The 19785-nt window shown below is 54.9% G+C and carries 16 protein-coding genes; 11 read left to right on the top strand and 5 right to left on the bottom strand.

The annotated features are described in order from the left end of the window. The first annotated feature begins 261 nt into the window (after window positions 1-261). The gene (locus tag Q31a_RS27465) at window positions 262-918 is read left to right on the top strand and encodes a PEP-CTERM sorting domain-containing protein (protein ID WP_197355813.1); all 657 of its coding nucleotides are present in this window, start codon (window positions 262-264) and stop codon (window positions 916-918) included. A gap of 124 nt (window positions 919-1042) precedes the next feature. Here the strand turns inward: Q31a_RS27465 and Q31a_RS27460 are convergent, their stop codons facing one another. From Q31a_RS27460 to Q31a_RS27450, 3 genes are all read right to left on the bottom strand, one after another. Continuing rightward, on the bottom strand, window positions 1043-3523 hold the full coding sequence (locus tag Q31a_RS27460; protein WP_145085339.1) for a DEAD/DEAH box helicase: 2481 nt from the start codon (window positions 3521-3523) through the stop codon (window positions 1043-1045). Between the two features lie 145 nt (window positions 3524-3668). Continuing rightward, window positions 3669-5117: a sulfatase family protein gene (locus Q31a_RS27455; RefSeq protein WP_145085336.1), complete on the bottom strand. Its 1449-nt coding sequence runs from the start codon at window positions 5115-5117 to the stop codon at window positions 3669-3671. Window positions 5118-5701: 584 nt separating this feature from the next. Next, complete coding sequence (locus Q31a_RS27450; RefSeq protein ID WP_145085333.1) at window positions 5702-6160, bottom strand: hypothetical protein; 459 nt, start codon at window positions 6158-6160, stop codon at window positions 5702-5704. Between the two features lie 875 nt (window positions 6161-7035). On the opposite strand from Q31a_RS27450, the gene Q31a_RS27445 reads away from it, so the two are divergent. From Q31a_RS27445 to Q31a_RS30570, 10 genes are all read left to right on the top strand, one after another. Next, window positions 7036-8388 (top strand): Na(+)-translocating NADH-quinone reductase subunit A, encoded by a 1353-nt coding sequence (locus tag Q31a_RS27445; RefSeq protein WP_145085330.1) that lies wholly within the window; start codon window positions 7036-7038, stop codon window positions 8386-8388. Between the two features lie 7 nt (window positions 8389-8395). Further along, window positions 8396-9694, top strand: a complete 1299-nt coding sequence (locus Q31a_RS27440) for an NADH:ubiquinone reductase (Na(+)-transporting) subunit B (RefSeq protein WP_145085327.1) — start codon at window positions 8396-8398, stop codon at window positions 9692-9694. Further along, window positions 9684-10526: a Na(+)-translocating NADH-quinone reductase subunit C gene (locus Q31a_RS27435; RefSeq protein WP_145085324.1), complete on the top strand. Its 843-nt coding sequence runs from the start codon at window positions 9684-9686 to the stop codon at window positions 10524-10526. Before Q31a_RS27440 ends, Q31a_RS27435 begins: the two co-directional genes overlap by 11 nt. After that, entirely contained in the window at window positions 10507-11133 is a 627-nt protein-coding gene (locus Q31a_RS27430) for an NADH:ubiquinone reductase (Na(+)-transporting) subunit D (RefSeq protein ID WP_145085321.1), read from the top strand. Before Q31a_RS27435 ends, Q31a_RS27430 begins: the two co-directional genes overlap by 20 nt. A gap of 3 nt (window positions 11134-11136) precedes the next feature. Further along, window positions 11137-11760 (top strand): NADH:ubiquinone reductase (Na(+)-transporting) subunit E, encoded by a 624-nt coding sequence (nqrE, locus tag Q31a_RS27425; protein ID WP_197355811.1) that lies wholly within the window; start codon window positions 11137-11139, stop codon window positions 11758-11760. A gap of 47 nt (window positions 11761-11807) precedes the next feature. Beyond that, window positions 11808-13028, top strand: a complete 1221-nt coding sequence (gene nqrF / locus Q31a_RS27420) for an NADH:ubiquinone reductase (Na(+)-transporting) subunit F (RefSeq protein WP_197356909.1) — start codon at window positions 11808-11810, stop codon at window positions 13026-13028. A gap of 272 nt (window positions 13029-13300) precedes the next feature. Further along, window positions 13301-14362, top strand: a complete 1062-nt coding sequence (locus tag Q31a_RS27415; protein ID WP_197355809.1) for an FAD:protein FMN transferase — start codon at window positions 13301-13303, stop codon at window positions 14360-14362. A 159-nt stretch (window positions 14363-14521) separates the two neighbouring features. Continuing rightward, the gene (locus Q31a_RS30575) at window positions 14522-14905 is read left to right on the top strand and encodes a hypothetical protein (protein ID WP_197355807.1); all 384 of its coding nucleotides are present in this window, start codon (window positions 14522-14524) and stop codon (window positions 14903-14905) included. 404 nt (window positions 14906-15309) lie between these two features. Continuing rightward, the gene (locus Q31a_RS27405; RefSeq protein WP_145085312.1) at window positions 15310-16323 is read left to right on the top strand and encodes a glutamine synthetase beta-grasp domain-containing protein; all 1014 of its coding nucleotides are present in this window, start codon (window positions 15310-15312) and stop codon (window positions 16321-16323) included. Between the two features lie 83 nt (window positions 16324-16406). Beyond that, window positions 16407-17639, top strand: a complete 1233-nt coding sequence (locus tag Q31a_RS30570; RefSeq protein ID WP_197355806.1) for a protein phosphatase 2C domain-containing protein — start codon at window positions 16407-16409, stop codon at window positions 17637-17639. 6 nt (window positions 17640-17645) lie between these two features. Here Q31a_RS30570 and Q31a_RS27390 read toward each other — a convergent pair whose 3' ends face one another. Next, complete coding sequence (locus Q31a_RS27390) at window positions 17646-18848, bottom strand: MlaD family protein (RefSeq protein ID WP_145085309.1); 1203 nt, start codon at window positions 18846-18848, stop codon at window positions 17646-17648. 23 nt (window positions 18849-18871) lie between these two features. Then, a complete protein-coding gene (locus Q31a_RS27385; RefSeq protein ID WP_145085306.1) occupies window positions 18872-19783 on the bottom strand; it encodes an ABC transporter ATP-binding protein in 912 nt (303 codons plus the stop codon). Window positions 19784-19785: the final 2 nt, after the last annotated feature.

Below are 19785 nucleotides of genomic sequence, written 5' to 3'. Positions count from 1 at the left end.
AGGAACCTGTTGCTCGGGGTATGTTTGGCATTGCCGAGAGCACGTTGCGGGCAGGCTCTGGAAATCTTCTTTTCTGCAGAGGGGCTGCCGTTTTTCGCTAGGGGGGTGTCGTTGTTGCATTCGCAGGTGCCTGTAGTTATTATCAGCACCAATAGTTCTTATGTCCTACATCTTTGGGAGCGAATCATGAAGTGTTTTCACCTTGGGTGCGCCGTTTTGTTAACGTGTGCGCTAGTCTCTACAAGCCAAGCTGCTTTGACAGTGAGTCTTGGTGTGCGAGAAACGGGAGGTGCTGGGCCCGCGGGCTCAAATGCCGGAGCTGCGGGAGGAATCGAATGGCTAGATTTGGACGGACAGTCCTTCGCATTCGATGGGGCTTGGCACACGCTGTCCTGGGACTTGGGCGATACGAGCGTTACCGCGTTTGCTGGTGCAACCGCCGACGGAACGCTTGACGGTACTTGGGGCTCGATCGAGCATCTCCGTATCTTGAATTCCGACGGACTAACTGGGCCGCTCAGTATCTACATCGACGATATGGTTGTCACTACGCCTGTTGCCCCTGTCACGCTGACCGATTTTGAGGGCTACAATTTAGACGATCAAGTCATGTTCCAATCTCCCGGCTTCTCTGGCAGCACTTCAAGCAATCTAGTCGCGGGAAGTACTTCTGGAATTACGGATGAATCTGCACAGTCGGGGACTGGCTCCTACAAGGTGAATTTCGAATTCGTAGACGATTCTCCGACGCGATGGATGCGGTACACGACTTTCAACTCAGCAGTTCTGGGCAATCCAGCCATCCCGTTGGGTGCTGGAAACTCCCTTTCGATTTCTTTTCGTGCCGTGCCTGAGCCATCTTCGCTAGGGCTGCTTTGCATTGGTGCGTTTGGATTCCTTCGTCGTCGACAGCGCTAAGAATTACGACGTTTTAGACGCTTGAACAACTCGAAACCCGGTGCCGTCCGGATAGATGGCGCCGGGTTTTTTTATGCACGGAAGCAGGCCGTTTTTCTGGCAGGACACGGCGGTACTGTGCAACTTACTTTCGCGCTGGCTTCAGTTTGGCAGTCAATTCATCTCCGCCACGTCCCTGCTCAAGGGCTTCACTAGTGCTTTCGGGATCGACTTCGCGGCAGCATTCGGTAAGGCGGTCGATGAGCGCATCGATACGTTCTTCCCAATCTGCTTCGGTGCTTTCCGCCGGTGGGATATTTGCCATTTCGTCGAGTAGCAGTATGAGTCGCAATAGGTGCCTGAAGAGAATGCCTTCCTGCTTCTGCAAGCCTTTCGCGACGATGTATTTGTTGAAATGTCCGCCAAACTCTAGAACCTCACCAGCCACGTGAACGGCCGTGGTTTGCACATCATGCACGTTGGGGTATTCGAAGTTGAAAAGTCGTCGCAGTTTTTCGCCGATCGAAATGACCCACACTGGAAGCTCCTCAAAGACTCCATCTCCACGACGCTTGGGCTCTTCGTCCTCGTCATCTTTCTGCCTCCCGATCAGCTCCTCCTGGCTAGCAAGGCCAAGCTCTAAGAGGCGATGATCCAGACGCGTGGTGGCCAGTGGACCAGCCGGGAGTTCTTCCAGCTTGGGAACACGGACATGTCGGGCTACCGTGCCAGGGAGCGCCAGTGCACTTTCCAGGGCTAGCAGTCTTTCGGTGTCATCGGCGATTGCCAAATGGCCAGCCAGGAAGACGCCGTAAAGCGGATTGATGCTGCGGAGATGGATGAGCAATTCCAAACGCTCGGTGGGATGCGCAAATTCAGGAGTGTAATCCTTCAGGTCGTAGCCGCGACTTGCCGCCAGTTCGGCATCCGTCTGCGCCTGCTCGCTGGTTGGCGTGGCCTTGGTGGGTGTTTCCTCTTGGGCTGCTTCCACGAGCTTGCCCAATCCAGCCGCTTCCAGCAGGCCACCGCTGGGGGCCTCGTGTTTGAGCTCTGGGCTTTTTCCTGGCGAGGCCGCGGTAGGGCTCGTGGCCTTGCCTTTCGGCCTCGGTTTGGGATCTAGTGTGATGTAGCCACCGGTCCACAAGGTAACGAGCATCTGATTGAGTCGCTCTTGCGCCTTTTCCATGGGGCCGGCGGTGAGCAACCGGCGACCGACGAGTTCTCGAAGTGGGGCAACTTGTGGCGATTTTAGCAGCATGTATGCCAGCAGACGCCAAGGCAAATTCCCCTTACTGACCAAGTCCGCTGAGGCGCTTGCGCGGAGTTTGTCGAACTGCTCCTGGGTCCAGTAGGTTTCTCCCTGCCGACGCTTGGGCATCTTCTTTTTGAGCGCCTTTTTAGCTTTCAACAAACCGGGATCTTTGGTGTCTTCGGGGATTTGGTTGAACTTTTCTCGCCATCGCAGCAGCTTCACATCGTCTTCGTGGGCCATCGCATAGACGTGTCCTTCGTTATCGTATTGGGGCCTTCCGGCCCGGCCGAAGATTTGCTGCGCGCTGGCTGCATCGATCGGCTTGCGGCGGTCTTTGGGACCTTTCAGGATAGTGGGCAACACAATGCTGCGAGCTGGCAGGTTGATACCGGCCGATAGAGTCTCGGTGCACACCGTGACGCTCAGCATTTTCTTCTGAAACAGATCTTCGACGATACGGCGGTACTTGGGGAGGATGCCTGCGTGGTGCACGCCGACGCCTCGACCCAGTAGAGCTTTCAACTTGGGCCCAGCCCCCTCAGACCAATCGTATTGTTCCAGTTCTTTATGTAAGGCTGCCTGTTGAGATTTTTCGACTACCCGCTTGCCTTTGAGTAGTTCAGCAACCTGCCAGCATTCGTCACGATTGAAGCAAAAGATCAGAGCGGGAGTTCTGCGTCCCTCTTCGCTGCCAGCCGCCATCTTCTCCATCCACTCATCGAGCAGGTGGTCTTCCACCCAATGGAAGCTGAGTGGGACCTTGCGTTCGGTCCCTTCGACGAGTTCCAAATTGCGCTTGCAGCTTCGCGAAAGCCAACGCGTGAATTCATAGCTGTTGCCGACGGTTGCGCTGAGCAGGAGGGTTCGCACGTGAGCAGGAAGCATGCCCAGAGTCAACTCCCAGACGACACCACGCTCGGGATCATTGAAGCTGTGGAATTCGTCCATTACCACCGCCGTGACGTTGTCGAAATCAGCGCCCTCTGGCTGTAGCAGCCGGTTTAGCAGAATTTCGGCGACAACCACTAAGACGGGCGCCTCTGGATTGACCTTGCGATTACCAGTCACGAGGCCCACGTCCGATTCTTTGAAGCCCCAACGCACGGCTGACTCTCGCAGTTCGACCAGTTTTTGATCGGTCAATGCGATGAGAGGAGTGGTGTAGTAGGCGCGTTTGCCGGTGCGCAGCGCTTCGTATAGGGCCGCTTCGGCGATCAGTGTCTTTCCCGTCCCGGTAGGAGCGCAGACCAATACCCCTTGCTCAGCCGTAAACCAGGTCAGCAATGCCTCCTCTTGAATCGGGTAGGGGGGGAAGGGCAGGAGGTCAAAGTACTCAGCCGCGATGGCATCTCGACTCAATTCGGGATTTTGCATGGGGTCCGGTAGTTTCAGGGCGTGGCGGTGGAGAGGCCGGGTGCCCGTGTTGGAAATATTAAGTAGGAAATGAGCGAGAGCTTGACGCTGAGTCGAGCAGTTGGCGAAGGTGGCCGCCCAAGGGAAACGCCGACTGCAGACCCGCCTACAAGCGACCGGCAGGACGGTTGGCAGTACCGGGAGTCTTCGTTAGGGAGTCTCCCAGTTCGAGCCGCATTCGCTGCCCAAGTTCACTCAGTTGCAACACGATGTCGGGATGCTCGGCGGACACGTCGCGCGTTTCACCGATGTCTTCCTCTAGATTGTAGAGTTCTAAACCGCAGTGGAGCTGCTGGTAGGGGCCGGGCCGTCCTCCGGAACCGGCTTCGCCTTTGAGGCTGCGGTAGGAGTGAGGGAAGTGTAGCTTCCACTTGCCGCTGCGAACGGCATGCAGGCCATCGGACCAATAGTAATAGAAGGCCTCGTGGGGGCTGGTCGCCTCAGGTGCACCCGTAAGGAGAGGGGATATGTCCTGCCCATCGATCTTTCGTTCGGGCAATGACGCACCTGCCAGCTTGGCGATGGTAGGCAGTACGTCAATCGTACCGGCTACTTCATCGCACACGCTGCCTGCAGGGATGGTGCCTGGCCAGTAAGCGATGGTCGGCTCGCGTTGGCCTCCCTCCCAGGCCGTTCCCTTGCCTTCACGTAGGGGCAGGGCAGAGCCCGCGTGGTCACCGTAGGACAGCCAGGGGCCATTGTCCGAGGTGAACAACACCAGTGTGTTATCCTGCAGGCCCTCCGCCTTGAGTTTGGCCAAGATCTCTCCAACACTCCAATCAATCTCGGCAATCACGTTCTTGAACAGTCCACCGCCAGTGGCGTCTTCGAACTCTTCGGACACGTAGAGTGGTACGTGAGGCATGCTATAGGGGACATAGAGCAGGAAGGGCTCTGCCTTGTGTCGGTCAATAAAATCGACCGCATGCTCCGTGGCCCACTTCGTTAACTGCTGCTGATCCTCTGCGGTGACGTTAGGGTTGATGATCGTTTCATTTGCATAGAGTGGAAGTGCGGGAAACGATTTGCTGGTCGGGTGGTAGGGCCACATGTCGTTCGAATAGGGAAGACCGTGGTATTCGTCAAATCCGTGTTGAGTGGGGAGGCCCACTCCTCGATCGCCCAAGTGCCACTTGCCAAAAATGGCGGTTTTGTACCCCTGAGGCTTGAGCACCTCAGCGATTGTCTGCTCTGCCGGGTTCAAACAGGTCTTAGAACCAGGCCCCAACGCACCTAGGATTCCGATGCGGACGTTGTAGCATCCAGTGAGAAGCGAGCTTCGCGAAGCGCTGCATACCGCCTGGGATGCGTAGAAACTCGTGAGCCGCATGCCGCCACGCGCCATCGCGTCGAGATGTGGGGTTTGCATTCCCTCACCACCAAAGCAATTTAAATCCGCATATCCCAAGTCGTCTGCAAACAGTACCACAAAATTGGGACTCGCCTCGCTGGTTTTAGAAGCATTGGTTTGTTCTTCTCCAGCTAGGTAACCAGAGGTGCAACTGATCAGGCTCAGCACGATTGGCAGGAAGAATTGATGGCGTAAGTGTGTCATCGGCAATCCGCTTTCTAGGTGTATGGACGTCGCCTTTTGCGATGCGATAGTGTGTAAGGCGGGCGAGTGGCAGGAATGGCTTACGATATTCCCGCATGCGACTGGTGGAAATTTGTCCCGCCACGCGACGGCTCGTTGTTTTAAGCGAGTTTTTAGTGTGAACGCGGAGGTGGTGTCCCCCAATTGCCCGGTAGTGGCCGTCGCCGTTCCTTGCTTACCGGGCTGTTGAAATAGTAACCCGCCGCGTGAGCAAGGAAGGGTAACCTCCGCTACAAGGCAATTAAGAGTGTTACCTCCGCATTGAAATTCAAATTGCGATTAAATCAACAGCCCGTTACGCAGCGGGTTGGTATTTCAACAATTCTCGTAAGCTAAGGAAGATGTAGTTGCTGCGATCGGCAGATCGAGGCGGTGTCTTCACGGCATGAGTTCGAAATGCAATTGGCTCCATACGCCGCACACGGGAAGTTCACTAAGCATTGAGGACTGGAGCAAGCATGGGGGGCAGCGAGCCGGTGCGCGGTTCTCGCGCACCAGCGGGATGCTGTCGCACTGGGCTCGAGCGTTGCCTGGGCTGCGGCTGACTAGTGGTGATGATCTTCGTGTTTCTCCAGGACCGACGCCTGCGTGCCGCTGTCATCAATTACTAGCAGTTGCACCTTAACGACGTCTCCCATATTTAGGTGCGTCATCAGAGTCTCGCTCGTGATGCTCCAGCCCTGCTCACCTGCGGTTAGCGGGAATTCTTCTTGGGGTACTCCTTCGAGATCTACCACGAACTTGACCTCTTGAACCTTCTCCGCATCGAAGTCGTCGAGATAAACGGCAATTAAGTGTTTTTCATCGTCGTGGGTCCATTCGGCATGCTTTCCGGCGGGTTGCAGGTCGAGTAAATGCCCTCCGTGAGGCCCTAGGTCGCCGTGTTCGTGGCTGTGACCTGACTCCGAGGCCGCATTGCTGGCTGTCGTGTCGGTTGTGGTCGGAGCGGAGGGGGAGCAGCCAAAGAGTAAGCAAACAAGTGGAATTAAAACGAGACGTTTCATGGATGGTCCTGCTTGAGTGGGGCGGTTAACCAATTCGGGGTTGTTGCACGGGCCTGAGGGGACTCCCTCAGGAAACAATGGATAGGAAATTACGCTCCAGGGACCCGCCGGGCTGTGCTACAGCAGTCGCCGAGGCCAAGACTCGCTTGTTTTTACGGTGCGAGACGGAGTCCTGGCGGCGGGGTGCGGGTTGAACGCAACTCTTGGGAATTGTAGCGGTTTTTGTAGAAGCGTGGACCTCGATTGGCTCCGTCGCAGGGCAGGGGGGCAGCGGAATGAATTGCTTCTGAGAACGGGTTGCAGGCAGAATTACAGCGCCGTGATTCACCTCTCGTTGGTCGGCTCGGGAAGAGGGCCCCGGTGGTGAGTCCCGTAGAAATCAAGCGACGCCACGGCGCGCCGGCGACTGGTGCGAGCTCTCGTTGGCGGCTCTGTAAAACCTCCGAAGTGTGTTTATGGTTGCGTACTGTCCTTAAGGAGGAGGTGTTGGTTGGCATGCCGCCGTAGGGGCGTGTGCGTTACGTTGTTGGACCAGGCGTTTGGGATTGTTTGCGGGGGCCTAACGCGGGAGTGTCTGCAACTAAACCTCAACTGCCGTTGTCAGATCCAGGCCGCTTCGTCATAATCGACAACCATAATTCGAGTTGAAGCTCTGTACTGGCTCGTGCGGAAAGCGTTGCCCCTATCTCGAGAACTTAGTTCAACAGAGGGCTTGCTTCCTTCCGAAACCAATCCCAGCTCTGCTTGCGGTCCCGCCGTGATACTCATTTTTACTGCGGGATTATTTTTAAGATCTGCTTGTGAAATATTTCACAAAGTCTCTGGTTCGTGGCCGCTGATCGGTTTTCCTGCAGCGGAGTGGATGAAGCAAAACTATGGTGGATAGGTTTGAAATTGGACGAGGGCTCGACGTTCCAATCAGTGGTGAACCCGAGCAGAAAATCGAGTCTAAAGAGGTTCGTCAGGTTGCCATCGTGGCCGACGACTATATCGGCATGCGGCCGACGCTGCTCGTTTCCGAAGGGGACGAAGTGGTTTTGGGGCAACCCGTGTTTTCAGATAAGAAGACTCCGGGAGTCGTCTTTACCGCGCCAGCGGGTGGCCGCGTGGCTGCCGTCAATCGCGGAGCCAAACGGCGGTTTCTGTCGATCGTAATTGACAAGCAGGGCGATCAGCAGAGTCGCAAGTTCGCCAGCTACGACGCGGTGCAGTTGCAGAAGCTCAGTCGCGATGTGGTGGTCTCGCAGCTCGTGGATTCAGGTTTGTGGACGGCTTTGCGAACGCGCCCGTTCAGTAAGGTTCCGTCGCCAGAATCGCAGGCGCAGGCAATTTTCGTAAACGCCATGGATACCAACCCCTTGGCTGCCGCACCGGCTGCGATTGTGGCTGAGCGACAAGAGGCCTTTACCGCCGGTCTTTCGGTGTTGTCCAGTTTGACCGATGGTCCTGTGTTCGTGTGTCGAGCGCCCAGCTCCGCCGTTCCGGGAGACGGTACTCCTCGGGTTAAAGTGGCCGAGTTTGACGGGCCCCACCCCGCCGGTTTGGTTGGGACTCACATGCACTTCCTCAAGCCAGCGACCATCGGTCGGGTGAACTGGCATTTGAATTACCAAGATGCCATCGCGATTGGCCAGTTGTTTTTGACCGGCGAGCTGGACTTGACGCGGATCGTGTCATTGGCTGGGCCTGGTGTGAAACGGCCGCGATTGATTCAAACCCAGCTGGGTGCTTCGATCGAGCAATTGGTGGAAGGCGAGTTGAATGCGGGCGACAATCGCATTGTTTCGGGTTCGGTGCTTAACGGCCGTTCGCTGGAAAACTTAACTGGGTATCTAGGCCGTTACCATTTGCAGGTGTCGTGCTTGCTGGAAGGTACGGAGCGCGAATTTTTGGGTTGGCAGTCACCGGGCTTCGACAAGTTTTCGGTGACGCGAGCATTTGCAGCGGCATGGCAGGGCTCGAAAAAGTTTGCCATGACTACGAGTACAGGCGGCAGCGAGCGGGCGATGGTCCCGATTGGGTCCTATGAAAAAGTGATGCCGTTGGATTTGCTTCCCACGCTCCTGTTGCGGGCATTGATCTCTCGCGAGACAGCGGTAGCCCAAGATCTGGGCTGTCTGGAGCTCGACGAGGAAGACTTGGGACTATGCACCTTTGTGTGTCCCGGTAAATACGAATACGGTGAAATACTGCGAGACAATCTGCTCACGATTGAGAGAGAGGGCTAGTCTTTCGATGAAGTTCTTGCGAAATACGCTCGACAAAATGCATCCCTTGTTTGACAAGGGTGGCAAGCTTGAGAAGTTGTACCCGCTTTACGAAGCGGCCGACACGTTCTTGTACACACCAGGCCAGGTCGCGAAGGGGTTAACCCACGTTCGGGACTCGCTGGATCTCAAACGCATGATGACCATGGTCGTAGTGGCCTTGATCCCGTGCGTTTTCATGGCGATGTGGAATACGGGTTACCAGGCGAATTTGGCGATCCAGGCGATCCAAGAGGCTGGGCTTGAGCCTGCCTTCGACTGGCACAATTCGATTCATTCTGCGCTGGGATTGGCCCACGATCCAGGCAGCTTTCTTGATAACCTGGTTTATGGGGCGATCTTTTTCCTACCGGTTTACATCGTCTGTATGACCGCTGGTGGCCTCAGCGAGCTTGTCTTTAGCATGATTCGCGGCCATGAGATCAACGAAGGGTTTCTGGTCACGGGTTTGCTATTTCCGCTGACTCTACCTCCCGACATTCCGCTGTGGCAAGTTGCCGTGGGGATTATGTTTGGTGTCGTGATCGGCAAGGAAATTTTTGGCGGAACGGGACGCAACTTCCTCAACCCCGCACTGACCGCCCGAGCCTTCCTCTACTTCGCCTACGCTGGTCAGATCAGCGGCGACAAAGTTTGGACTGCCGCTAAGTTCGTTCGCGATGGGGCCGTAGACGGTTACTCCGGTGCAACCGCCTTGGGCTGGCTGGGGCAGTTGAAGCCCAAGCAAGTCGACGAGTTGGGAAGTGCGATGGAATCACTGCAGCATATTGCGACGACCGGTGGCGAGCAGAGTGTGAGTTGGATGAGCTCGTTCTTGGGAACCATCCCAGGCTCGATGGGCGAAACGAGCGCGCTGGCTTGCTTAATTGGTGCGGTTATCTTGATTGCCACCGGAATCGGATCCTGGCGGATCATGGCGGGTGTTTGTATTGGTGCTGCTGGCCTTGCCTCATTGCTCTACATCGTGGGGAGCGAAACGAATCCGATGTTCCAAGTTCCACCATGGTGGCACTTCGTGATCGGTGGTTTTGCGTTTGGAACGGTCTTCATGGCCACCGACCCGGTGAGTGCGTCGATGACCGAAACAGGCAAATGGTACTACGGTGGCCTGATAGGCGCCATGACGATTTTGATTCGAGCGATCAACCCTGCCTTCCCGGAAGGAATTATGCTCGCAATTTTGTTCGGAAACGTGTTTGCTCCACTCATCGATTACTTTGTGGTTCAGGCCAACATCAAACGGAGGGCTCTCCGCTATGCCGCTTAACGATAAAGATTCCATAGCCAACACGTTCATTGTCTCGCTCGTACTGTGCATCGTCTGCTCCCTGCTGGTCAGTGGAGCGGCCGTCTCGCTCAAGCCGCGACAGGAACGCAACAAGCTGCTGGATCGTCAAAAGAACATCATTGCCGCTGCAGGGCTGGCCGAGGATCCAGACAGTTTGAGCGGAGATGAGATTGAAGAACTGTTTCGTTCACGTGTGGTCAGGCAGTTGCTGGATATTGACACGGGAGAATATGTCGAAGATCCCGACAAAATGTATGAGCCTCGCAAGGCTGCGAAGGACCCAGAGCGTAATACACCGGTAGAGGGGCAATTCGATATCGGAAACAAGGAACGCGAGAAGCAGACTTGGGTCTATCTAATCAAGGCTGAGGGGGCGAGTGAAGACGACGCTTCGTTCGAACAGGTCGTGTTGCCCATTTACGGCCGTGGATTGTGGTCCACGCTCTACGGCTATGTGGCTGTCGAGCATGACTTGCAAACCATCCAAGGCTTGACCTACTACGAGCACGCTGAAACACCTGGATTAGGTGGTGAAGTTGAAAATCCGATTTGGAAAGCCAAGTGGATTGGCAAGAAGATTTGGGAAGAAGGGGCACCGCGTGAAGACGACAATCTGAAGATTGGCGTAGCCAAGGGCGCCCCGCCCACTGAGTTAGCTCCCTACGAGGTGGATGGCCTCTCCGGTGCAACGATTACCAGTCGTGGAGTCGATTCGATGCTGAAGTATTGGTTCAGCGACAATGGCTTCGGACCTTACATTAAGAAACTGGCCTCGCAGCAAGGAGCCTCCAATGGCAGCCCAAACGGCTAAAGACGTGCTGTTGAAGCCGATCTTCGATAACAATCCGATCGGCCTTCAAATCCTCGGTATCTGTTCGGCCTTGGCGGTGACGACTCAGATGTCGACCTCCTTGGTGATGAGCATTGCGGTTACGTTAGTGACCGGCTGTGCAAGTGCTGCGGTGAGTTCGATTCGGCATCGCATCCCGTCCAGTATTCGGATTATCGTGCAGATGGTCGTGATTGCTTCCTTGGTAATCCTGGTAGACCAGCTGCTGAAAGCATTTCTGTTCGAGACGAGTAAGACGCTCAGCGTGTTTGTCGGCTTGATTATCACGAATTGCATCGTGATGGGGCGGGCGGAAGGCTTCGCCATGAAGAACGACCCGCTCATGAGCTTTTTGGATGGTATCGGTAACGGACTGGGATATAGCTTTATCTTGCTGACCGTGGGCTTCTTCCGTGAGTTATTCGGCTCGGGATCGCTATTCGGCTACGTCATTCTGAATCCCGTAACCAGCGGTGGTTGGTACAACCCCAATGGCTTGATGTTGTTGGCACCGAGTGCCTTCTTCATCATTGGTATCATCATTTGGGTGATTCGCACGTTCAAACCAGAACAAGTTGAGGAGGCTTAACTGATGATTGAAGAATACCTCAGCCTGTTTCTGAAGGCCGTTTTCGTTGAGAACTTGGCACTCTCTTTTTTCTTGGGAATGTGCACCTTCTTGGCGGTCTCCAAGAACGTTAAGACAGCCATTGGATTGAGCATTGCCGTGGTCGTTGTGCAATCGATCACGGTTCCTGCGAACAACCTGCTGTACCAATATGTGTTAAAGGAGGGAGCGCTAGCAACCACGCTGGGCGATTCCTCATACGCGTCGGTCGATCTGTCCTTCTTGGGATTGATCACTTACATCGGAGTGATTGCCGCCAGTGTCCAGATCCTAGAAATGGTTCTCGATCGCTTCTTCCCGCCGCTGTACAACGCATTAGGAATTTTCCTGCCGTTGATTACCGTAAACTGTGCCATTCTGGGAGGATCGCTGTTCATGGAACAGCGCGACTACAACTTCCCGCAGAGCATTGTGTTCGGTTTTGGTTCTGGTTTTGGCTGGGGCTTGGCGATTGTGGCTTTGGCGGCAGTTCGCGAGAAAATGCGTTACAGCGACGTCCCGAAGGGGCTGCGCGGACTTGGAATTACTTTCATTACCGTGGGCTTAATCGCGATGGCGTTTATGGCCTTCTCCGGTATTCAATTGTAAGCAGCCTTACCACCCAAAAAGTTTGAAACTGGGTCAAAACGATCATGATGTCTATTGTTTTCCTTGGGGTATTTGTCTTCACGCTGGTCGTGTTGGCGTTGGTGGCGATTATCCTTAGCGCCAAAAAAGCTTTCGTTCCGTCGGGCGATGTGAGCCTGGAGATCAACGAGAGCAAGTCGCTGACCGTATCGGCTGGCGGCAAGCTGCTCAATGCGCTCTCCGACAATGGGATCTTCGTATCCAGCGCCTGTGGTGGTGGTGGGACGTGTGCTCAGTGCAAAGTCCGTATTACCGAAGGTGGCGGAGAGATCCTGGAGACCGAAAAGTCGCATATTAACAAAAAGGCGGCCAAAGAGGGCTACCGTCTGAGTTGCCAAGTGGCGGTGAAGCAGGATATGAAGATCGAAGTGCCGCCCGAGGTCTTCGAGACCAAGAAATGGCAGTGTACCGTCCGCTCCAACCGCAACGTGGCAACCTTTATCAAAGAGTTGGTGTTGGAGTTACCTGAGGGTGAAGAGGTTGGCTTTAAGTCGGGTGGTTACATCCAGATCGAAGCTCCGCCGCACGTCGTCCATTACAAGGACTTCGATATCGAAGAGCACTTCCGCGAAGACTGGGATACCTACAACGTTTGGCGCTATACGTCGAAGGTGGATGAAGAAGTCATCCGGGCCTATTCGATGGCGAATTATCCAGGCGAAAAGGGGATCATCATGCTCAACGTGCGCGTTGCCTCACCGCCGCCACGTGCACCAGAGGGTACGCCTCCCGGCAAGATGAGCTCTTACATTTTCAATCTCAAACCGGGCGATAAAGTCACAATTTCAGGGCCCTATGGTGAGTTCTTTATCAAGGACTCCAAGAGCGAAATGGTCTACATCGGCGGTGGTGCTGGTATGGCTCCATTGCGCAGTCATATCTTTGAATTGTTCAAGAACCGGAAGACGGATCGCAAGGTTTCCTACTGGTACGGTGGCCGTAGTTCGCGAGAGTTGTTCTACATCGATCACTTCCGCAAGATTGAAGAAGAGTTCCCGAACTTTAAATTCAACATTGCTCTCTCGGAGCCCAAGCCTGAGGATAACTGGGACGGCTATGTTGGTTTTATTCACCAAGTCGTGCTTGAGAACTATTTGAAGGACCACCCCGCCCCAGAAGACATTGAGTACTACTTGTGTGGCCCGCCGATGATGAATGCGGCTGTGTTCAAAATGCTTGATGACTTGGGTGTCGAACCCGAGAATATTGCCTTCGATGACTTCGGCTAATGGGTGGGCAGGGCGCGGATCGGCCTTGGGCTGTCTGGTCCATGGCTGTTCTGGTTGGCGGGCTCTGCTTGTGAACTGACTTTATTGCTGAATGCTGAATGCCAACTCTGCCTGCTGAGGCAGTTCGGTCGAGGCAGAGACTCTTCAGAGACATAGCCTTGCCCGACAGAGCCCGAGATGAGGCGCACGCTCGCAGGATTAATTTCAGTATGTGCAGCAGTTCGATTAAGCCTATTTCTGAGGCGCCTATTTCAGGGGGATCGACTGCTGGCGTGAACTCTTGGCACAGTGGTCGCATTGCGACATTGGCTTTGCTCGCTTTTGTCTGCCTCGTGGCGATTACCGCTTGCCGACGCAAAACCATCGCGGTGGTGCAGATGTTCAACGGCCGAACGATGGGCACGACCTACTCGGTAAAGCTCGTGCCTGGTCCCCAGATGCCGGACTTGGCAGCTATCTCTGCTGAGATTGCGAGCGAGTTGGAACGGGTCAATGCGCAGATGTCGACCTATCGAGATGATTCTGAGATTTCGCGATTCAACAACAGCCATACCACCGATTGGTTTCCCGTATCTCCCGAGACGGTTGCCACGGTTGAATTGTCTTTGGCGGTTTCAGCGATGACCAAAGGCGCCTTCGACATTACGGTGGGTCCGTTGGTGAGCCTGTGGGGATTTGGTCCTCAGGGGCGCGCCGAGCATGAGCCAAGTGAAGCGACGCTCACGGCCGCAAGGCAGGCCTGTGGTTACCGGCATGTAAGTGTCCGCCAAGAACCACCCGCCATCAAAAAGGCTCTGCCCGAAGTCCAAATCGATCTATCGGCGATTGCTAAAGGGCACGGGGTTGATCGCGTGGCTCAAGTTTTGGACCGTGCGGGAGTCGCCGCCTATTTCGTGGAGATTGGCGGGGAGGTGCGTACGCGTGGCACTCGCCTAGATGGACGAGACTGGCAAGTTGGCATCGAACGTCCCTCTGAGCGGGAGCGGGGGATTCAGACCGTGGTTGGGCTTTCCGGTCAAGGCTTGGCAACGAGTGGCGACTATCGCAATTTCTACAATTTGGACAACCAGCGGGTTTCGCATACGATAGATCCTAGGACGGGGCGCCCTACTCAATCGCAGGTTGTCTCAACTTCGGTCGTCGCCTCAAGCTGTGCACTGGCCGATGCGGCAGCGACTAGTTTGATGGTGCTAGACAGCGAAGAGGGGTGGCAATTGGCTGAACAGCAAGGTTGGGCCGTGATGATGATTGTCCGAAATGGCGATTCGATGGAGGTCCGAGCTTCCGAAAGCTTTCGTAAATTGGAACAAGCTCGCCCTGCGTCCACTCCTTGATGGCCGGTCGATAGACCGGCTGCAACGCGTTGGCATTGGCCGCGTTGAGGCTGCTAACTCCGCGTTAAAATTCAATTGCTATAAACTCAACCGCCCGTCACTCAGCGGGTTGCTGAATCCATAAGCCGTTGAGTGGCATTGCAATTAGAAGGGGATTTGATGAGTCTGCTACTAGTGTTTGGTATTACCTTAACCGCATTTCTACTCGTGGTTGCAGGAATGGCCGTGGGGGTCATGATGGGGCGGCGTGAGATCAGTGGAAGTTGTGGTGGGTTGGCCAATTCCAGGGATGGAGATGGTAATACCTCTTGTTCCCTATGCTCGAATCCCGACGCAGCCTGTCGAGAATTAGGGAATCGCATGCAGGGGCCAGGGGCCGCTTCAGACACCGGGGCTAGCCCGCTCGGTTCGCCCGCTTCGGCGGAGCGTGGGGCGTGCGATCAGCATGAGCATCGAGTTCATTCGTCGGGCAACCCTTGCGAAAAGGATTGTGCAAGCGAAGGGTGTAGTAAGGAGGCTGTGGAGGCCTGCAAGCCGCGTTAAGGAGGGGGATCGGCCCGCAGGGCCGGCGGCAGGCCATCTTCTCACTTGGCAGTGGCCCCGTACCATTCCACGAAGACTTGTTAGCAAGCGACCCGCGTGATAGCCTAATGGGGTCATCGCTGGAGGAGGACGGTGGGCGTGTAAGTGTTGGTGCAGCGGTTGGGGCTTGGGTCCTGGCCACCGGTGGATTCTTGGGTAGGGATATTCACGGGCTGTTTGGACCAACATCTGCATTTGGGGGCGTTGTTCAATGATCGAACTTCGTTGCCAGTTGTTCAGTTTGTCCTTGTCGAGTGCGAAACGGAAGTATTCGCGGTGTGTTCCATTGTCTGGCGGAATTTCAGAGACATGGAAGACGCGATGTCTTTTCTACCATTGGTGTTCTATCGAAAAGAATGTGTGGAATGTCTTCAGACAGTAAGTACAAATTAGAGTATGTGTGGCTCGATGGTTATCTGCCCGAACCCAACCTTCGCAGCAAAACCAAACTCACAGACAAGGCTCCCAAGACAGTTGCTGACTTGGAATTGTGGGGATTTGACGGTAGTTCGACGCAACAAGCTGAAGGTAGCAGTTCAGACTGTATTTTGAAGCCGGTTGCGCTTTATCCAGACTCCAGTCGCAAGAATGGTTTCTTGGTCATGTGTGAAGTGTTGCTGCCAGATGGCACGCCACACCCTTCGAACTTCCGGGCAACCATCGAAGACGAAGCCGATTTGTGGATTGGGCTCGAGCAGGAATACTTCCTGATGGAAGGCACTCGCCCACTTGGATTCCCAGCTGACGGTTTCCCTGGTCCCCAGGGTGAATACTACTGTGGCGTTGGCTACAAAAATGTAGGTGATATCGCGCGCCAGTTTGTGGAAGAGCATCTCGACCTCTGCTTGGATGCCGGCATCAATCACGAAGGGATCAACGCGGAAGTTGCCAAGGGGCAGTGGGAATTCCAGGTCTTTGCCAAGGGTGCCAAGAAAGTCTGCGACGACGTTTGGATGGCCCGTTACATTCTTTTCCGAGCTGCGGAGAAATATGGCCTGGGAGTCGAATTGCACTGCAAGCCAGTCAAGGGTGACTGGAACGGTTCCGGCATGCACTGCAACTTCTCTACCGCGCACATGCGCGACGTCGGTGGCGAAGAGTACTTTAAGAAGTTGATGGATGCTTTCGAGAAGTACGCCAACGAGCACATTGCCGCCTACGGTCCCGACAACCATTTGCGTTTGACCGGTCTCCATGAGACGCAGTCCATTGATAAGTTCAATTGGGGTGTGGCAAACCGTGGTGCATCGATTCGGGTCCCTCACGCGTTTGTTAAAAATGGCTACAAGGGATACCTTGAAGACCGTCGCCCCAACTCGCAAGCCGATCCCTATAAGATCGTTTCGCGAGTGCAAAAGACGATCAAGTCGGTTGGCTAGTCCCCGCTTGAATGTTCCATGGTATAAAATAAGAACGCCGCACAGGGTCCTGTGCGGCGTTTTTTTTCAGAAGAACGCAACTCATGCAAGAAGCTAAAAATACTCAACGCGCCTTGGTTCGGATTGGTTTCGACGGTCGCGTGCACAAGCTGTTCCGTGGTCCCGAGGCGGAGTCGCGGTTTGCGAACGAGGTTCGCGTCTTGAAGTATTTAGAGGCTCGCAAGTGTCCCTTTGTGCCGCGCCTGCTCGACGCCCACCCCGAGACGCTGGAAATGATCACCTCCAGCTGCGGAGCTCGGGTTCAGCACATCACGGATGATCGTGTTGCGGAGATTTTTGCGGAGCTTGAAAAGTATGGGGTTCGACACGACGATCCCTTTTTGAGGAATATTACCTACCGTGCTTCGGATGGTCGTTTCTGTGTAATTGATTTTGAATTCGCGGAGATTTTGGACAAGAGTGAGATTGCGCCCGCTAGTTCTGAACCCGAGGTGCAACACAGTTCGGCCGAACGCCTCGAATGGTCGGGGTTGACGCATCCCGGCCGCTTCCGTCCAAACAATGAAGATGCGTTTCTAGCCATGTTGCTCGATTCGCGGGGGATTCGATACCTGGGAAAGGTGGGCAACGCGGCACTGGAACATTCTGACTTTATATTCGCGGTCAGTGATGGAATGGGAGGCGAACGGTCAGGAGAGTTTGCCAGTCGCATTGCCGTCGAAAAGATCACGCTGCAATTGCCTCGGCAATTTGGGTTGGGGGAAGAGCGTTTTTCGGCCTATAGCGATGACATTCTGCGAGAGCTGTTTAACAGTATCCATACCGATCTGCTGAAGCTCGGCCGCTTTGACGAGAACTGCCGCAACATGGGAGCTACGCTCACGTTGGCCTGGTTCCGGCGGGGACGGGTTTACTTCGGCCATATCGGCGATAGCCGGTTGTATTATCTACCAGCTGCCGGTGGAATCCAGCAAGTCAGTGAAGACCATACGCATGTCGGCTGGCTGCGGCGCAATAAGCAAGTCAACGAACGCGAAGCGCGGATGCATCCTCGGAAGAACGTCTTGTCGCAAGCCTTAGGTGCCGGGCATCGCTATTTGAATCCACATATTGGCGTGCTGGACTATCATCCAGGAGATCAATTCGTGTTGTGTACCGATGGGGTGACCGAGGGCCTGTGGGATCGTGGGATAGAAGAGATCGTAAGTGCCGATGTCGAGGAGGGAACGCCCACTAAGGCGCAGCAGTTGGTGATGTCCGCGGTCAATGAATCTGGACGCGACAACGCGACCGCCGTCGTAATTGGAGCCCTTTAGATTCCACTATTTGATGCCTCCGCGTGGACGTCCTGTAAGCGCTCCACGCACATCGATTAAGCTGGCCGGATCGCGCGCAAGTTTGTCCGAGAATATGCGTGCATCCTCAACGACCGGTTGCAGGCGACGGGTCAGGGTTTCGACATTCTCGAGCGTGTTGATCACGCTGTAGTAGAGCTGGTCATCGTCCATCAGTTTGGCGAAGGTTCCCTGCCCATTGTTGATGCGAGTCGCGACTTGATTGACCGTCACCGATACTTTCCGTAGATCGCCCAGTAGAGAATCCAAGTTGTTCACTGTGCGCAGCACGTCGCCGACGATTCTCTCCCCTTGATCACCCAGTGGCTGCGTGAACTCGGATACGTTCTGCATCGCTTCCTCTGCAGCTCGGCCGACTCCTTCGTAGGCGGCTAGCGTCGATTGAGTCTGTTGCATGACCCGTTCGGCCTCGTTGACCAATTCGGGAAGTCGTTGAGAAACGACATTGATAGAATTCTTAAGATTGGGATCCGCAAAAACGGACTCGATTGCGTCTAGCGTCTGATTGAAGTTGGCGATTGTTTGCTCGGCTTGGACCGTAATCCGCCGCAACTCTCCATCGCTACCGCCAATCATGGTGCGAACGTCCAAGGCTAGGGCAGTGACTTGGTTGCCCGCATTTTCGATCGAAGCTAGGGTGGTTGCGAATGAGGATTGCATATCGAGCAGAGTATCGAGCGGATCGGGTGCTACGATTCCACCGGTAATGAAGTCTCCATCTTTGAGGATGGCACGCGACAACTGCATTTCGTTTTCATCCAGTAAACCGTTGGCTGGTGAGCCTCCTTGACCATCAAACTTTTCCACCAAGTTGAATTCGGAAAGCGGCACAAATTCGACGACTGCATCGCCGGTAATGAACGAGCCCTTGCCGATGCGAGGCTGTTCGCCCACGTAGACTTCGTGCTCCGCATCCAGTTCCAGGGTGAGTTCAACGCCTTGTGCACCCTTCAGCAGTTTGACGGAGGCGACGCGGCCAATCTGAACGCCATTCTTTCGAACGGGAGTATCGGTGCCGACGCCGGGGGCGGCATTGAATCGAATCGTGGTTCGGTACTGATGTTTGAAAATGTTAGGTGCGGCACCAAAAAACATAATGAGAATTACAGCGATCACTAGAGATGCGACCACCAGAACTCCCACGCCAAATCGATAACCTTGTTCGTCCATGAACTATTCCCTTTCAACGGTAATTATTCCGTGTAGTCGTCGGCAAGAGTGGGTTCGATGCCAAAACCGTCCGAGGTAGAACGCCTGAGTTCCATCAGTCGCTCACCTGCCTCGCCTCTTACAAACTGCCGGACTCGTTGGTCATCGGTTTCCTCAATTCCTGCCGGAGGACCGTCATAGATGACTTGACTCTCCCCCTTCTTCAATCTCGCGAAGGGATAGAGCATGATCACTCGATCCGCTACCTTTCGCGCGGTGCGCATGTCGTGCGTAATGATCAGGCTGGTGACGCCTGCGTTGGTACGCGTGCGGAGCATCAATTCATTGATCACGTCACTCATAATGGGATCAAGTCCGGTGGTCGGCTCGTCATAGAGCATTAGCTCCGGATTCAGTACCAAGGCTCGGGCCAAGCCGACTCGCTTCCGCATTCCTCCAGAGAGTTGTGAGGGACGCTTGTGAGCCACGCTTTCTGGCAAGCCTACTTCGGCCAGACGTTCGCTGACGATGCGTTGAATGCTGCGACCGTTGGCCAGGTTGTGTTGGATGAGTGGGAAGGCGACGTTTTGACCAATAGTCATGCTGTCAAATAGGGCGGCATTCTGGAAGACAAAGCCAAACTTCCGGCGCAGGGCAGTCATTTCTTGATCGCCCAGTCGGTGGATGTCTTGCCCGTCATACAGGACCTGTCCGCCGGTGGGACGCATCAGGCCGACGACTGTCTTCAACAGCATCGTTTTACCACAGCCACTTTCACCGATGATGACTACCGTTTGACCGCTTGGAATACTCAGATTGATATGGCTGAGGATCACCTGACGCCCGAACTGAAGCGTCATGTCCCGCAATTCGACCAAGGGCTTGGACTTCGCGCTCGGTGCAACGCTCTCGATGGAGGCGCGGTCTCGGGCGAGTTGATCTAGATCGTCATCCATGG

The sequence above is a fragment of the Aureliella helgolandensis genome (assembly GCF_007752135.1).
GTDB classification, from domain to species: domain Bacteria; phylum Planctomycetota; class Planctomycetia; order Pirellulales; family Pirellulaceae; genus Aureliella; species Aureliella helgolandensis.
The sequence above is the reverse complement of the archived record's forward strand: the minus strand, read 5'-3'. Positions and strand labels throughout refer to the sequence as shown.

What these genes read in the sequence shown, in the direction of transcription:
- Q31a_RS27460 (WP_145085339.1), bottom strand. Translation starts at nt 3,523, where the DNA reads ATGCAAAATCCCGAATTGAGTCGAGATGCCATCGCGGCTGAGTACTTT.
- Q31a_RS27455 (WP_145085336.1), bottom strand. Translation starts at nt 5,117, where the DNA reads ATGACACACTTACGCCATCAATTCTTCCTGCCAATCGTGCTGAGCCTG.
- Q31a_RS27450 (WP_145085333.1), bottom strand. Translation starts at nt 6,160, where the DNA reads ATGAAACGTCTCGTTTTAATTCCACTTGTTTGCTTACTCTTTGGCTGC.
- Q31a_RS27445 (WP_145085330.1), top strand. Translation starts at nt 7,036, where the DNA reads ATGGTGGATAGGTTTGAAATTGGACGAGGGCTCGACGTTCCAATCAGT.
- Q31a_RS27440 (WP_145085327.1), top strand. Translation starts at nt 8,396, where the DNA reads ATGAAGTTCTTGCGAAATACGCTCGACAAAATGCATCCCTTGTTTGAC.
- Q31a_RS27435 (WP_145085324.1), top strand. Translation starts at nt 9,684, where the DNA reads ATGCCGCTTAACGATAAAGATTCCATAGCCAACACGTTCATTGTCTCG.
- Q31a_RS27430 (WP_145085321.1), top strand. Translation starts at nt 10,507, where the DNA reads ATGGCAGCCCAAACGGCTAAAGACGTGCTGTTGAAGCCGATCTTCGAT.
- nqrE (WP_197355811.1), top strand. Translation starts at nt 11,137, where the DNA reads ATGATTGAAGAATACCTCAGCCTGTTTCTGAAGGCCGTTTTCGTTGAG.
- nqrF (WP_197356909.1), top strand. Translation starts at nt 11,808, where the DNA reads ATGTCTATTGTTTTCCTTGGGGTATTTGTCTTCACGCTGGTCGTGTTG.
- Q31a_RS30575 (WP_197355807.1), top strand. Translation starts at nt 14,522, where the DNA reads ATGAGTCTGCTACTAGTGTTTGGTATTACCTTAACCGCATTTCTACTC.
- Q31a_RS27405 (WP_145085312.1), top strand. Translation starts at nt 15,310, where the DNA reads ATGTCTTCAGACAGTAAGTACAAATTAGAGTATGTGTGGCTCGATGGT.
- Q31a_RS30570 (WP_197355806.1), top strand. Translation starts at nt 16,407, where the DNA reads ATGCAAGAAGCTAAAAATACTCAACGCGCCTTGGTTCGGATTGGTTTC.
- Q31a_RS27390 (WP_145085309.1), bottom strand. Translation starts at nt 18,848, where the DNA reads ATGGACGAACAAGGTTATCGATTTGGCGTGGGAGTTCTGGTGGTCGCA.
- Q31a_RS27385 (WP_145085306.1), bottom strand. Translation starts at nt 19,783, where the DNA reads ATGGATGACGATCTAGATCAACTCGCCCGAGACCGCGCCTCCATCGAG.